This window comes from Pseudomonas sp. CCNWLW23 (genome assembly GCF_037095675.1).
GTDB classification, from domain to species: Bacteria; Pseudomonadota; Gammaproteobacteria; order Pseudomonadales; family Pseudomonadaceae; genus Aquipseudomonas; species Aquipseudomonas atacamensis.
Genome location: NZ_JBAWKM010000015.1, coordinates 17,037 through 31,110, shown reverse-complemented (window position 1 = coordinate 31,110; position 14,074 = coordinate 17,037). Strand labels below are relative to the sequence as shown.

The following is a 14,074-nucleotide window of genomic DNA, read 5'->3' as shown; positions in this document are numbered from 1 at the left end:
ATAAGCTGGTGGATTAAGTGTAAGCCACCTGCGCAAAAGTCGCTCAGCAAACCCAGGTCGCCGAATTCGGTTGGTCGAGATGGCGTTGCAGATAGTCGGCGAATTCGCCGCGCGGAATGGATCGTGCACCGAGGCTGTGCAGGTGATCGGTCGGCATCTGGCAATCGATCAGCACAAACCCGGCGGCTTTCAAATGCTGGACCAGCGTGGCAAAGCCGTATTTGGACGCGTTGTCGGCACGGCTGAACATCGACTCGCCAAAAAACAGTTGGCCCATTGCCAGGCCATACAGGCCGCCGACCAGCTGTCCCTCGTCCCAGACCTCAACCGAATGAGCGAAACCGCGCCGATGCAATTCTACGTAAGCATCCTGCATGGCCTCGGTGATCCAGGTGCCGTCGGCGTAGTCACGCGGGGCAGCGCAGGCGCGGATGACGGCGTCGAAATCCTGATCGAAAGTCACTTGATAGCGTTGCTTGCGCAGCAGCTTTCCGAGACTGCGCGAGACGTGCAGTTCGTCGGGAAACAGCACGGTGCGAGGGTCTGGCGACCACCAGAGAATGGGTTGGCCTTCGGAGAACCAGGGAAAGCAGCCATGGCGATAGGCCTGGATCAGGCGGTCGGCGGACAGATCGCCGCCGGCGGCGAGCAATCCGTTCGGCTCGCGCATGGCTTTTTCCAGTGGCGGAAAGGTCAGGGAATTACGTTGTAACCAAGTCAGCATGGCATCCAGGCTTGCAGAAGGGGAGGGCGGTCAGGGGGCGTGCAGGCCCCGCGAAAGAGTTTGCCGCGAAACGGCGCCGCTGTCCTGCACAGTTGTCTGGTGCAGCGAGCATTGAGCTGCAACTTGATGTGTCGCCCGTGGTCGTAAGCGTCGCCGTGTCGATGCTGTTGAGCATTCCTGTGAGCCCGATCCGGCCAGGTTCGCTACGTTCATCAAATACAGCTCATAAGCCTTTGTCACAAAAGGCAATGCATGCTCCAATTGCAAGGCACTGCGTGTGCGATTGGCTATGCTCAAGGCTGGGGTCTGAAACATGGCGTCGGGCGCACAAACCCGTACAATGCCGGGTTGTGACGGCCTTTTCGCTGCGCACAGTGTTTATGGCTGTGTTTATAAAACCAGTGGCACAGTGTTAAAAGTAGTCCCAGTTGAGCTTTTCACCTTTTTTACCTGCCTGGATTGGGCAGTTTTTTATCGTCATTCAATAGATGGACGCGCCTCGGGCGCAGGAAAAGAAGCGTTTTGAAGAAGACCACCGAAGCACCCAAAACAGTCGTTCCGCTCTGGCGCCAGCAACTGCACTACCGGCTCAAGGAAGGTGCATTGATCGCCATCGGCGCCTTGTGCCTGTTCCTGATGATGGCTTTGCTGACTTACGGCAAGGACGACCCGGGCTGGAGCCATAACAGCAAGATCGACGATGTGCAGAACTTCGGCGGCCCGGCCGGCTCGTACAGCGCCGATATCCTGTTCATGGTGCTCGGCTACTTCGCCTATATTTTTCCGTTGCTGCTGGCGGTCAAGGCGTACCAGATCTTCCGTCAACGCCACGAACCATGGCAGTGGAGCGGCTGGCTGTTTTCCTGGCGCCTGATCGGTCTGGTGTTCCTCGTGCTCTCCGGTGCTGCGCTGGCGCACATTCATTTCCATGCCGCGACCGGTCTGCCGGCCGGCGCTGGCGGTGCCCTGGGCGAAAGCCTTGGCGATCTGGCGAAGAATGCGCTGAACATTCAAGGCAGCACGCTGCTGTTCATCGCGCTGTTCCTGTTCGGCCTGACCGTATTCACCGACCTGTCGTGGTTCAAGGTGATGGACGTCACCGGCAAGATCACCCTCGATCTGTTCGAACTGTTCCAAGGCGCGCTCAACCGCTGGTGGTCGGCGCGCACCGAGCGCAAGCAACTGGTCGCGCAACTGCGTGAGGTTGATGACCGCGTCCACGATGTGGTCGCACCGACTGTCACCGACAAGCGTGAACAGGCCAAGGTCAAGGAACGCCTGATCGAGCGTGAGCAAGCGCTGAGCAAGCACATGTCCGACCGCGAGAAGCAGGTGCCACCGGTGATCGCGCCGGCACCGGCCAAGGCCCCAGAACCGAGCAAGCGCGTACAGAAAGAGAAGCAGGCGCCGTTGTTCGTCGACAGCGCGGTCGAAGGCACCTTGCCGCCGATCTCCATTCTTGATCCTGCGGAAAAGAAACAGCTCAACTATTCGCCTGAATCCTTGGCAGCGGTCGGCCACTTGCTGGAAATCAAGCTCAAGGAATTCGGCGTCGAAGTCACCGTTGACTCTATCCACCCGGGCCCGGTGATTACCCGTTACGAAATCCAGCCCGCCGCCGGGGTAAAAGTCAGCCGTATCGCCAACCTGGCGAAAGACCTGGCGCGTTCGCTGGCGGTGACCAGTGTGCGGGTCGTCGAGGTGATTCCGGGCAAGACCACCGTCGGTATCGAGATTCCCAACGAAGACCGCCAGATCGTGCGTTTCTCCGAGGTGCTGTCGACCCCCGAGTACGACAACTTCAAATCGCCGGTCACCCTGGCGCTCGGTCATGACATCGGCGGCAAGCCGGTCATCACTGACCTGGCGAAGATGCCGCACTTGCTGGTGGCCGGTACCACCGGTTCCGGTAAGTCGGTGGGCGTGAACGCGATGATCCTGTCGATCCTGTTCAAGTCCGGGCCTGACGACGCCAAGCTGATCATGATCGACCCGAAAATGCTTGAGCTGTCGATCTACGAAGGCATTCCGCACCTGCTCTGTCCGGTTGTGACCGACATGAAGGACGCTGCCAACGCCTTGCGCTGGAGCGTTGCCGAGATGGAGCGTCGCTACAAACTGATGGCGAAAATGGGCGTGCGTAACCTGTCCGGCTTCAACGCCAAGGTCAAGGAAGCCCAGGATGCCGGCGAGCCGTTGAGCGATCCGCTGTACAAGCGCGAAAGCATTCATGACGAAGCGCCGCTGCTGCAGAAACTGCCGACCATCGTCGTAGTGGTGGACGAATTCGCCGACATGATGATGATCGTCGGCAAGAAGGTTGAAGAACTGATCGCCCGTATTGCGCAAAAGGCGCGTGCGGCAGGGATTCACTTGATTCTCGCGACCCAGCGCCCGTCGGTGGACGTGATCACCGGTCTGATCAAGGCCAACATCCCGACCCGTATGGCGTTTCAGGTATCGAGCAAGATCGACTCGCGGACCATCATCGATCAGGGTGGCGCCGAGCAACTGCTCGGTCACGGTGACATGCTCTACATGCCGCCGGGCACCAGTCTGCCGATCCGCGTCCACGGCGCATTCGTCTCCGACGATGAGGTTCACCGCGTGGTCGAAGCGTGGAAGCTGCGCGGCGCGCCGGAATACAACGACGATATCCTCAACGGTGTCGAAGAGGCAGGCAGCGGCTTTGAAGGCAGTAGCGGTGGTGGTGACGGTGATGATCCGGAAGCCGACGCGCTGTATGACGAAGCGGTGCAGTTCGTCCTCGAAAGCCGTCGCGCGTCGATTTCCGCTGTGCAGCGCAAGCTGAAGATCGGCTACAACCGCGCCGCGCGGATGATCGAGGCGATGGAGATGGCCGGCGTTGTTACCTCAATGAACACTAACGGTTCGCGTGAAGTCCTGGCCCCGGGCCCGGTACGCGACTGAAACGCAACGACGCGGGTGGCGCAATGACGCGTCACTCGCTCTCCCACGATTATTCAAGAGGACTCTCATGCGCCTTATCCGCATGCTGTTGCCAGTACTGGCGCTGACCACACTCACGGCCCACGCCGATGAAAAGGACGTGGCGCGTCTGACCCAATTGCTCGAAACATCGAAAACCCTGTCGGCGAACTTTTCGCAGTTGACCCTCGACGGCACCGGCACCCAGTTGCAAGAAACCACCGGCAACATGACCCTGCAGCGTCCGGGTCTGTTCTACTGGCACACCAACGCGCCGGCCGAGCAGACCATGGTCTCCGATGGCAAGAAAGTCACCTTGTGGGACCCGGACCTGGAACAGGCGACCATCAAGAAGCTCGACGAGCGTCTGACCCAGACGCCGGCGCTGCTGCTGTCCGGCGATGTCTCGAAGATCAGCCAGAGCTTCGATATCAGCGCGAAAGAGGCGGGCGGCGTGATCGACTTCACTCTCAAGCCGAAAACCAAGGACACCCTGTTCGACAACCTGCGCCTGTCGTTCCGTAACGGTCTGCTCAATGACATGCAACTGATCGACAGTGTCGGCCAGCGCACCAATATCCTGTTTACCGGGGTCAAGGCCAACGAAGCGGTGCCAGCGTCGAAATTCAAATTCGACATTCCCAAGGGTGCCGACGTTATCCAGGAATAAACACCAGCCTTTTGTGTCAGGGCCTTTGTGGTGAGGGCCTGCTATTGAGGGGCTATTGTGGCGAGGGGATTTAACCCCGTCCGGCTGCGCAGCAGTCGTCGCTTTTGGGGCCGCTTCGCAGCCCAACGTGGATAAATCCCCTCACCACAGGTTCTTCAGCAGATTTCAGAAAATCAGAGGTTTCAACGCTACGTGATGGATCTGTTTCGCAGTGCACCGATTGCCCAACCCTTGGCCGCGCGTTTGCGTGCGGCCAATCTGGATGAGTACGTCGGTCAGGAACACGTGCTCGCTCGCGGCAAGCCTCTGCGTGAGGCGCTGGAGCAGGGCGCGCTGCATTCGATGATTTTCTGGGGGCCGCCGGGCGTGGGCAAGACCACCCTGGCGCGCTTGCTCGCAGAAGTCTCCGATGCGCACTTCGAAACGGTTTCGGCGGTGCTCGCCGGGGTCAAGGAAATCCGCCAGGCCGTTGAAATCGCCAAGCAGCAGGCCGGCCAGTACGGCAAGCGCACGATCCTGTTTGTCGATGAAGTGCACCGCTTCAACAAGTCGCAGCAGGACGCGTTTCTGCCCTACGTTGAAGACGGCACGCTGATCTTCATCGGCGCCACCACTGAAAACCCTTCGTTCGAACTCAACAACGCCCTGTTGTCGCGTGCCCGCGTCTACGTGCTGAAAAGCCTCGACGAGGCGGCGCTGCGCAAACTGGTGCACCGCGCACTCACCGAAGAGCGCGGGCTGGGCAAGCGCAACCTGACCCTGAGCGATGAAGGCTTCCAGATGCTGCTGTCGGCCGCCGATGGCGATGGCCGGCGTCTGCTCAATCTGCTGGAAAACGCCTCCGATCTGGCCGAAGACAACAGCGAAATCGGCATCGAGCTGCTGCAAAGCCTGCTCGGCGACACCCGTCGACGTTTCGACAAGGGCGGTGAAGCGTTTTACGACCAGATCTCGGCCTTGCACAAATCGGTGCGCGGCTCCAACCCTGACGGCGCGTTGTACTGGTTTGCGCGGATGATCGACGGCGGCTGCGATCCGCTTTATCTGGCCCGCCGCGTGGTGCGCATGGCCAGCGAAGACATCGGCAATGCCGATCCGCGTGCGCTGAGCCTGTGCCTGGCGGCGTGGGAAGTGCAGGAGCGTCTCGGCAGCCCCGAGGGCGAATTGGCAGTCGCCCAGGCCATTACTTATCTGGCCTGCGCACCGAAAAGCAATGCGGTGTACATGGGCTTCAAAACCGCGCTGCGCGCAGCGGCTGAGAACGGCTCGCTGGAAGTCCCGCTGCATTTGCGCAATGCACCGACCAAGCTGATGAAGCAATTGGGTTATGGCGACGAATACCGCTACGCCCACGACGAGCCGGACGCCTATGCCGCCGGCGAAGACTATTTTCCGGAAGAACTCGAGCCGATTCCGTTCTATCAGCCAGTGCCCCGTGGCCTGGAGTTGAAGATCGGCGAGAAGCTCAATCACCTCGCTCAGCTCGATCGTCTGAGCCCTCGGCAGCGGAGAAAATAGTGCTTCCATTGATCCTTGCAGTGTCGGTCGGCGGTGTTGCCGGCACCTTGTTGCGCTTCGCCACCGGTAATTGGGTCAGCGCCAATTGGCCGCGGCACTTCTATACCGCGACGCTGGCCGTTAATATCGTGGGCTGCCTGCTGATTGGCGTGCTGTACGGCCTGTTTCTGATACGCCCGGAGGTGCCGATCGAAGTGCGCGCCGGGTTGATGGTCGGCTTCCTCGGGGGGCTGACGACTTTTTCATCCTTTTCACTGGATACGGTGCGCCTGCTGGAAAGCGGGCAAGTGTTGCTGGCCCTGGGCTATGCCGCACTCAGCGTATTCGGCGGGCTGCTCGCGACGTGGGCCGGCCTGTCCCTGACCAAACTTTGATAACGAGAAACCGACATGCTCGATTCCAAACTGTTACGTAGCAACCTTCAGGACGTAGCGGACCGCCTGGCTTCCCGTGGCTTTGCCCTGGACACCGCGCGCATCGAAGCGCTGGAAGAACAGCGCAAGACCGTCCAGACCCGCACTGAAGCACTGCAGGCTGAGCGTAACGCGCGTTCCAAATCCATCGGGCAGGCCAAGCAGCGTGGCGAAGACATCGCGCCGCTGATGGCGGACGTCGAGCGCATGGCGGGCGAGCTGAGCGCTGGCAAGGTCGAGCTGGACGCGATCCAGACCGAACTCGATTCGATCCTGCTCGGTATCCCCAACCTGCCGCACGAGTCGGTTCCGGTCGGCAAGGACGAAGACGACAACGTCGAAGTGCGCCGCTGGGGCACGCCGACTCAGTTCGATTTCGAAGTCAAAGACCACGTTGCCCTCGGCGAAAAGTTCGGCTGGCTGGACTTCGAAACCGCCGCCAAGCTGTCCGGCGCGCGCTTTGCGCTGTTGCGTGGCCCGATCGCGCGGCTGCATCGCGCACTGGCGCAGTTCATGATCAATCTGCATGTCACCGAACATGGCTACGAAGAGGCTTACACGCCTTATCTGGTTCAGGCTCCGGCGCTACAAGGCACCGGCCAGTTGCCGAAATTCGAAGAGGATCTGTTCAAGATTGCCCGCGAAGGCGAAGCCGATCTGTACCTGATTCCAACCGCCGAAGTGTCGCTGACCAACATCGTTGCCGGCGAAATCGTCGATTCGAAACTGCTGCCGATCAAGTTCGTCGCCCATACCCCATGCTTCCGCAGCGAAGCCGGTGCGTCGGGCCGCGACACGCGTGGCATGATCCGCCAGCACCAGTTCGACAAAGTCGAAATGGTCCAGATCGTCGAGCCATCGCAATCGATGGAAGCGCTGGAAGGCCTGACCGCCAACGCCGAAAAAGTCCTGCAACTGCTCGGTCTGCCTTACCGCACCCTGGCGCTGTGCACCGGCGACATGGGCTTCAGCGCGGTCAAGACCTACGATCTGGAAGTGTGGATTCCGAGCCAGGATAAATACCGCGAAATCTCCTCGTGCTCCAACTGCGGCGACTTCCAGGCGCGGCGCATGCAGGCGCGTTTCCGCAACCCGGAAACCGGCAAGCCTGAGCTGGTGCACACCTTGAACGGCTCCGGCCTGGCGGTCGGTCGTACTCTGGTGGCGGTGCTGGAAAACTACCAGCAGGCCGACGGTTCGATCCGCGTGCCGGACGTGCTCAAGCCGTACATGGGTGGCCTCGAGGTCATCGGCTAAATGAAATATCTGCCGCTGTTTCACAACCTGCGCGGCAGTCGTGTGTTGGTTGTCGGTGGGGGGGAAATTGCCTTGCGCAAATCCCGCCTGCTGGCCGATGCCGGTGCGCTGCTGCGGGTGGTCGCACCTGAAATCGAAACGCAACTGGCTGAACTGGTCGCTGCCAGCGGCGGTGAATGCCTGTTGCGCGGTTACGCCGAAACGGATCTGGACGGCTGCGGACTGATCATTGCCGCTACCGACGACGAAACGCTCAACGCGCAAGTCTCCACCGACGCCCACCGCCGTTGCGTGCCGGTCAACGTGGTCGATGCGCCGGCCTTGTGCAGCGTGATCTTCCCGGCGATCGTCGATCGCTCGCCGTTGATTATCGCCGTGTCCAGCGGCGGCGATGCGCCGGTACTGGCGCGCCTGATCCGCGCGAAAATCGAAACCTGGATTCCTTCGACTTACGGTCAGTTGGCTGGATTGGCTGCGCGTTTTCGCCATCAGGTGAAAAACCTGTTTCCGGATGTTCAGCAACGTCGCGGCTTCTGGGAAGACGTTTTCCAGGGCCCGATTGCCGATCGTCAACTGGCCGGGCAGGGCGCTGAAGCCGAGCGCCTGTTGCAGGCCAAGGTCGATGGCGAGCCCATGGTCACCACTGGCGAGGTTTATCTGGTCGGTGCCGGCCCGGGTGATCCGGATCTGTTGACCTTCCGCGCGCTGCGTCTGATGCAGCAAGCCGATGTGGTGCTCTATGACCGCCTGGTGGCGCCGGCAATTCTTGAGTTGTGCCGTCGCGATGCCGAGCGGGTGTATGTCGGCAAGCGTCGCTCCGAACACGCCGTGCCGCAGGATCAGATCAACCAGCAACTGGTCGATCTGGCCAAGGCCGGCAAGCGCGTGGTGCGGTTGAAGGGTGGCGATCCGTTTATCTTCGGCCGCGGTGGCGAAGAGATCGAAGAACTCGCGGCCCACGGTATTCCATTCCAGGTGGTCCCCGGCATTACCGCGGCCAGCGGTTGCGCTGCTTATGCGGGGATTCCGCTGACCCACCGTGACCATGCGCAGTCCGTGCGGTTTGTCACTGGCCACTTGAAGGATGGTTCCACCGATCTGCCATGGGCCGATCTTGTCGCCCCGGCGCAGACGCTGGTGTTTTACATGGGCCTGGTGGGTTTGCCGATCATCTGTGAACAGTTGATCAAGCATGGTCGCGCGGCGGATACCCCGGCGGCGTTGATTCAGCAGGGCACTACAGTCAATCAGCGGGTTTTCACCGGCACGCTGGCGGATCTTCCGCGAATGGTGGCGGAGCATGAAGTGCATGCACCGACCTTGGTGATCGTCGGCGAAGTGGTACAACTTCGCGAGAAGCTGGCGTGGTTTGAAGGGGCGCAGGCGCAGGTCTAAACACCGCGTCGTTCCCTTCGCGAGCAGGCTCGCTCCCACATTGGATCTGTGTCATGCACAAATCCGGTGTGGGAGCGAGCCTGCTCGCGAACGGGGTCTCGAAAACACCGAGCTAATCAACCCCGGCGCCAAACCCCTTTCCCGATCAACCGCTCGCGATCATGCGCTACGCTGAAATCCTGCTGCGGCCCCTTCGGCACCACGCCGGTCGGGTTGATGGTCTTGTGGCTGCCATAGTAGTGATGCTTGATGTGCTGGAAATCCACGGTTTCGGCAATTCCCGACCACTGATACATCTCGCGCAGCCAGTTCGACAGGTTCGGGTAATCGGCAATCCGCCTAAGGTTGCACTTGAAGTGCCCGTGATACACCGCGTCAAAGCGAATCATCGTGGTAAACAGGCGCACGTCGGCCTCGGTCAGGTATTCCCCGCTCAGGTAGCGATTGGCACCCAGCAGTTGCTCCAGATGATCCAGTTCGGCGAATACTTCATCGAACGCCTGTTCGTATGCCTGTTGCGAGGTGGCGAATCCGGCACGATAGACACCGTTGTTCACCGCCGGGTAGATCCGCTCGTTCAGCGCATCGATCTCGTTGCGTAGCGGCGCCGGATAAAAGTCCAGATCGTTACCAGTGAGCCCGTCGAAGGCGCTGTTGAACATGCGGATGATTTCCGCCGATTCATTGCTGACAATGCGCTTGAGTTTCTTGTCCCACAGCACTGGCACCGTCACGCGCCCGGTGTAATCAGGCGTGTCAGCGGTGTAGCGCTGATGCATGAAGTCGAAGCCATCGAGTTTGTCGCCGGTCGAGCCGAGCGCTTTGTCGAAAGTCCAGCCGTTCTCCAGCATCAGCCAGCTGACCACCGACACGTCGATCAGACTTTCCAGCCCTTTGAGTTTGCGCAGGATCAGCGTGCGATGCGCCCAAGGGCAGGCGAGGGAAACATAGAGGTGATAGCGCCCGGCTTCGGCAGTGAAACCGCCTTCACCGCTGGGGCCTGGCTGACCGTCGGCGGTCACCCAGTTGCGGCGTTGCGCTTGTTCGCGCTGGAACGCGCCGTCCTTGCTGCTTTCGTACCACTTGTCCTGCCAGTGGCCGTCGACGAGTAAACCCATGATCAAGACTCCCAAAACCAATATTCGTTGGAGTCGAGTCTATTCCGATGAGTTCGAACAAAAAGCGCAAAGATCGGGCGCTAATGATCGGTTAGATCGATGTGTTGCGCGCCGCCCAGTACTGTTCTGCGGTTGCGAAGGCCTGTTCGCGATTCTGACCGAGACCGCGCAGGGCGAGGGCCATGGTCGCAATCAAGGCCATTTGCGGGTAACTGTCGACCACATCGCCACGCCACACGGCTTTCAAGTGCTCGATGTCCAGCGAGGCGGGTTTGACGTGGCGCTGCGCTGACAGCTGCGGCCATTCTTCGTCCCAGCTCTGACCGCCGCTGGTGCCATAAAGGTGGCTGGTGGCGTCGGGGTTGATCTCGATTTCACCGCCATCGCCCTTGACCACAATTGCCGTGTCGCCGAGCAAGCCGCTGGCATCGCGATGCACCGCCTGATAGCCCGGGTGGAAAATGCTTTGCAGGCCACAACGTGCGCCGAGCGGATTGAGAATCCGCGCCAGCGAGTGGATCGGCGACCGCAGGCCCAGGGTATTGCGCAGGTCGATCATCTTTTGCAACTGTGGCGCCCAGTCCACCAGCGGCATAAACGCCAGGCCGCCGTTGTCCAGTGCCGCGCCGACCTGCTGCCAATTGCGGCACAGGGGAATGTTCAGTTCGCCCAGCACTTGTTCGCTGTACAGACGCCCGGCCGTGTGCGCGCCGCCGCCATGCATGAAGATGCGTACGCCGTTTTGCGCCAGGCACTTGGCCGCCAGCAGATACCACGGCAGGTGGCGTTTTTTGCCGGCGTAGGTCGGCCAGTCCAGGTCGACATTCAATGCGGGCGCGTGCAAGCGTGCGCGCAGGGCTTCGGTGAAACCGGCCATTTCCTCGGCACTTTCTTCCTTGTGCCGCAGCAACATCAGGAAGGCACCCAGTTGCGTATCTTCGACCTTGTCATCGAGCACCATGCCCATGGCCTCGCGGGCTTCCTCGCGCGTCAGGTCGCGGGCGCCGCGCTTGCCCTTGCCGAGAATGCGCACGAATTGCGCGAACGGGTGCTCGGCAGGCGTTTCGAGGGTCAATGCTGGAAAGTCGTTCATAGGCAATTCGTCGGTTTGGGCAGGCCCGCCAGTTTCGCGGCGAGTTTGGCAGGGGTGCCTTTGAACAGTCGGTTCAGGTGCAGGCTGTTGCCTTTGTCGGCGCCGAGTTTCAACGCGGTGTACTTGATCAGCGGACGCGTGGCCGGCGATAGCTGGAATTCGGCGTAGAAGCTACGCAGAAGCTCAAGGACTTCCCAGTGTTCGGGCGTCAACTCGATGTCTTCGGCGGCGGCGAGGGCGCTGGCGACTTCAGCCGACCAGTCGCTGAGGTCAACGAGAAAGCCGTCCTTGTCCAGTTCGATGGCGCGGGCGCCGACGGTCATTGAATTCATAGCCAGCTGTTGACCTTGGCGTGATGGATCGACAGTTCGACGAAGGCCGGGTAGTCAATGGCCTCGGCCCAGTCTGGAACCTCGATCGCACGCGCCTGTGCGTCCTCAACCAATACGAACAGATTGATTGGTCGCTCTTGCAGAGCAGCGAACGGCGCAGTGTCCGGTTGCATCGCATACACCGCATCGCCGGACAACAACACAGCGTCGGCGCTGCCGAGCAGGCGCAGACAACTGCTCAGACGATCGTCGCCGAACGGGGAATGAGACAACACATGCAAAGTCGACATCAGAGGGTGATCACCTGATCGTAACGGTCAATAAGGGCGGTGATGTGTTCAGCAGCAAGCGGCTGCGCTTCGTCCAGCGACAGGTTGCCAAGACCGCGAGCATTGGCGCTTTCGGCGCAATAGAACAGCTCTTCGACACCAAACATCGGCAGCGCCTGCAGATTGGCGCTGAGGTCTTTCTGCTGCAAGGCCCTGGCGTTCTGCCCAGCGGCCAGTTGCAGCACGCCGTCATCGAGAAACAGCAAACCGATCGGCAGATCAAAGGCGCCACCGGCGAGCACGATATCCAGCGCTTCCCGCGCGCCGGGGCCGGACCAAGGCGATTGGCGGCTGATGATCAACAGCGATTTGGCCATGTTCAAGCGCCTCCGAAACAGATGAGCCGATCAGCGTCCTGCACGGCGTCGTGCAATTGACCCAGACCGGACAATTCCCACGGCGTGCTGAGCGAAATCGCTTCACGCTGGTAACGCTTGGCTTCTTCTTCGTTCAACACACCACGGCGCAGAGCGGCGGCGATGCAGACCACGCCGTCGAGTTGCTTTTCGTTGATAAAGGCGCGCCATTGCTTGGGCACGTCCAGTTCATCCTGCGGGGTCACCACCGCATCGGAGGCGTTGAACACGCCGTCCTGATAGAAGAACAGGCGAACAATCTCATGGCCGCCGGCCAGCGCGGCCTGGGCAAACAGCAAGGCACGGCGCGAGGAGGGCGCATGGGCGGCGGAAAACAGCGCGATGGCGAACTTCATGATGGACTCGATCAGCGAAACTGCGGCCATGATAAAGCTTTATTGCGCGTGCCGCGAAACCCGAGTTTTGCGCAGATACCTTTATAGGAGCTGCCGAAGGCTGCGATCTTTTGTTCTTGAAGAGCAAAATCAAAAGATCGCAGCCTTCGGCAGCTCCTACATCGATTACGGGGTGATGCCGTAAAGCTCGCAATACTCGATCCAGCCCATCCCCGCCATTTCCGCCACTTCCCGATGCACTTCCAGCCGTTGCGCCTGATATTCCTCGGGCGAAGCAGCGGTCAACTGCAACGTCAGCTCCCAGGCGAACAACCTCTGTCTCTCCGCTTCTTCCTCAAACGCCTCATGCAAGCGTTCTTCGCGATACTGCGCCTGGGTTTCGCCCTTGGCCTGAGCCAGCAGCGGGTTGAGATGGTCGAGGGTTTCACGTAGTTCGGGTCGCGCATCGAGAAACAGTTTCAAAGCCTGTTCATGTCGCTGGTCGCTAGGCGCCATGTAATTTCCTTGTGTGACTGATGACCATAGGGTGCCGCACCTGCTTGCGCATGTCGCGCATAAAAACAGTAAAGCAGAACGATTTGCCGCGTCGCAGTGCTACAGTCCGCTTTTTTCTCGATGAGCAAATGCAATGCGAATGCTGATGGTAGTGCTGGCGGCGGCCCTGTTGGCCGGGTGCGCCGGTTCGGTGATGAACGATGCTCGCAGCAAGAGCCCGGACAAGGTCCTGACCTCGGACAAGCCGGAGAAAGACGTCGCCCGGTGCGTGCAATTCGCCTGGCAGGACGAAGCGGTGTTTGGCGTCGACGCGGCGGCCTATCTGGAACCGCGCAAGTCCGGCGGCACTACGGTTTATACGCGTTCGGCAGAGTCGTTTGTCGATGTGATCACCGAAGCGTCAGGTACGACCTTGAACTATTACGCGCAGAAGAGTGATTTTGTCGCGATGCGGCGGATGGCGGCGATGGCGACCTGCCTGTGATTATGGGGTGAAGCGGTTGACGCTTTCGCGAGCAGGCTCGCTCCCACAAGTTGTAATGCATTGCACTGTGGGAGCGAGCCTGCTCGCGAATACGGCATGACTCAATCGATCAGGCGCTTCTGAAAGTAGTGCCGCTTGTGCCCCGGTGGGTAGTCAACGATTTCCCCAAACTGGCTGAACCCCAGCTTCCTGTAGAACTCCGGCGCCTGAAAATCGAACGTGTCGAGCCAGAGGCCGTAGCAATTCTTTTCCCTGGCCAAGGCTTCCGCCTGAGCCATCAATTTCGAGCCGATACCCTTTCCGCGACCCTGTTCCGGCACGGACAGCAGCTCGATGAACATCCAGCGAAAAATCATTCGCCCGTACAAACCGCCCAGTATTTCGCCATTTTCGTCTTTGACCATCAAGGCGAACGGCTCGGATTTCGAACCGCCGGTTTGAGCATCGTTGTATTCGATCAGCGGCTGCAGAATGGCCTGACGCTGTTCCTCGGTAGGGCTCTGCGTCAACTCGATACGCAAATTCATGCATGACTTCCTTGTGTAATTGAACGCCCAGCCTAACCCGTCCGGGCAAACGCCTCCA

Annotated in this window: 16 protein-coding genes; 7 read left to right on the top strand and 9 right to left on the bottom strand. The window is 60.2% G+C overall.

What is annotated here, in order from left to right; genetic code table 11:
* Nucleotides 1-43 precede the first annotated feature (43 nt).
* The gene (aat, locus tag V8J63_RS18790; protein ID WP_076563519.1) at nt 44-724 is read right to left on the bottom strand and encodes a leucyl/phenylalanyl-tRNA--protein transferase; all 681 of its coding nucleotides are present in this window, start codon (nt 722-724) and stop codon (nt 44-46) included.
* Between the two features lie 522 nt (nt 725-1,246).
* Here aat and ftsK point away from each other — a divergent pair.
* The 6 genes from ftsK to cysG all read left to right on the top strand — a co-directional run bounded on the left by ftsK (nt 1,247) and on the right by cysG (nt 8,926).
* On the top strand, nt 1,247-3,655 hold the full coding sequence (gene ftsK, locus V8J63_RS18785) for a DNA translocase FtsK (RefSeq protein ID WP_041477069.1): 2,409 nt from the start codon (nt 1,247-1,249) through the stop codon (nt 3,653-3,655).
* 67 nt (nt 3,656-3,722) lie between these two features.
* Nucleotides 3,723-4,343, top strand: a complete 621-nt coding sequence (gene lolA / locus V8J63_RS18780; protein ID WP_016775262.1) for an outer membrane lipoprotein chaperone LolA — start codon at nt 3,723-3,725, stop codon at nt 4,341-4,343.
* Between the two features lie 195 nt (nt 4,344-4,538).
* Nucleotides 4,539-5,861 (top strand): replication-associated recombination protein A, encoded by a 1,323-nt coding sequence (locus V8J63_RS18775; RefSeq protein ID WP_051600478.1) that lies wholly within the window; start codon nt 4,539-4,541, stop codon nt 5,859-5,861.
* Entirely contained in the window at nt 5,861-6,235 is a 375-nt protein-coding gene (gene crcB, locus V8J63_RS18770; RefSeq protein WP_123442126.1) for a fluoride efflux transporter CrcB, read from the top strand. The genes V8J63_RS18775 and crcB overlap by 1 nt, the downstream gene beginning before the upstream one ends.
* 15 nt (nt 6,236-6,250) lie before the next feature.
* A complete protein-coding gene (gene serS / locus V8J63_RS18765; protein ID WP_024013408.1) occupies nt 6,251-7,531 on the top strand; it encodes a serine--tRNA ligase in 1,281 nt (426 codons plus the stop codon).
* The gene (gene cysG, locus V8J63_RS18760) at nt 7,532-8,926 is read left to right on the top strand and encodes a siroheme synthase CysG (protein ID WP_071172892.1); all 1,395 of its coding nucleotides are present in this window, start codon (nt 7,532-7,534) and stop codon (nt 8,924-8,926) included.
* Nucleotides 8,927-9,042: 116 nt separating this feature from the next.
* On the opposite strand, the gene V8J63_RS18755 is transcribed toward cysG, so the two are convergent.
* The 7 genes from V8J63_RS18755 to V8J63_RS18725 all read right to left on the bottom strand — a co-directional run bounded on the left by V8J63_RS18755 (nt 9,043) and on the right by V8J63_RS18725 (nt 13,005).
* Nucleotides 9,043-10,044: a glutathione S-transferase family protein gene (locus tag V8J63_RS18755; RefSeq protein WP_130901721.1), complete on the bottom strand. Its 1,002-nt coding sequence runs from the start codon at nt 10,042-10,044 to the stop codon at nt 9,043-9,045.
* Nucleotides 10,045-10,135: 91 nt separating this feature from the next.
* Nucleotides 10,136-11,137: a glycosyl transferase family protein gene (locus tag V8J63_RS18750; protein WP_336464480.1), complete on the bottom strand. Its 1,002-nt coding sequence runs from the start codon at nt 11,135-11,137 to the stop codon at nt 10,136-10,138.
* A complete protein-coding gene (locus V8J63_RS18745) occupies nt 11,134-11,469 on the bottom strand; it encodes a TusE/DsrC/DsvC family sulfur relay protein (protein ID WP_016770652.1) in 336 nt (111 codons plus the stop codon). The genes V8J63_RS18750 and V8J63_RS18745 overlap by 4 nt, the downstream gene beginning before the upstream one ends.
* Nucleotides 11,466-11,759, bottom strand: a complete 294-nt coding sequence (gene tusB / locus V8J63_RS18740; protein ID WP_130888678.1) for a sulfurtransferase complex subunit TusB — start codon at nt 11,757-11,759, stop codon at nt 11,466-11,468. The genes V8J63_RS18745 and tusB overlap by 4 nt, the downstream gene beginning before the upstream one ends.
* Nucleotides 11,759-12,115, bottom strand: a complete 357-nt coding sequence (gene tusC / locus V8J63_RS18735; RefSeq protein WP_071172887.1) for a sulfurtransferase complex subunit TusC — start codon at nt 12,113-12,115, stop codon at nt 11,759-11,761. The genes tusB and tusC overlap by 1 nt, the downstream gene beginning before the upstream one ends.
* Before the next feature lie 2 nt (nt 12,116-12,117).
* The gene (gene tusD, locus V8J63_RS18730; RefSeq protein WP_122691927.1) at nt 12,118-12,510 is read right to left on the bottom strand and encodes a sulfurtransferase complex subunit TusD; all 393 of its coding nucleotides are present in this window, start codon (nt 12,508-12,510) and stop codon (nt 12,118-12,120) included.
* A gap of 165 nt (nt 12,511-12,675) precedes the next feature.
* Complete coding sequence (locus tag V8J63_RS18725; protein ID WP_073471290.1) at nt 12,676-13,005, bottom strand: DUF6388 family protein; 330 nt, start codon at nt 13,003-13,005, stop codon at nt 12,676-12,678.
* A 133-nt stretch (nt 13,006-13,138) separates the two neighbouring features.
* Between V8J63_RS18725 and V8J63_RS18720 the strand changes: the two genes are divergently transcribed.
* The gene (locus V8J63_RS18720; protein ID WP_130901723.1) at nt 13,139-13,489 is read left to right on the top strand and encodes a hypothetical protein; all 351 of its coding nucleotides are present in this window, start codon (nt 13,139-13,141) and stop codon (nt 13,487-13,489) included.
* Nucleotides 13,490-13,590: 101 nt separating this feature from the next.
* Here the strand turns inward: V8J63_RS18720 and V8J63_RS18715 are convergent, their stop codons facing one another.
* On the bottom strand, nt 13,591-14,016 hold the full coding sequence (locus tag V8J63_RS18715; RefSeq protein WP_130901724.1) for a GNAT family N-acetyltransferase: 426 nt from the start codon (nt 14,014-14,016) through the stop codon (nt 13,591-13,593).
* Nucleotides 14,017-14,074: the final 58 nt, after the last annotated feature.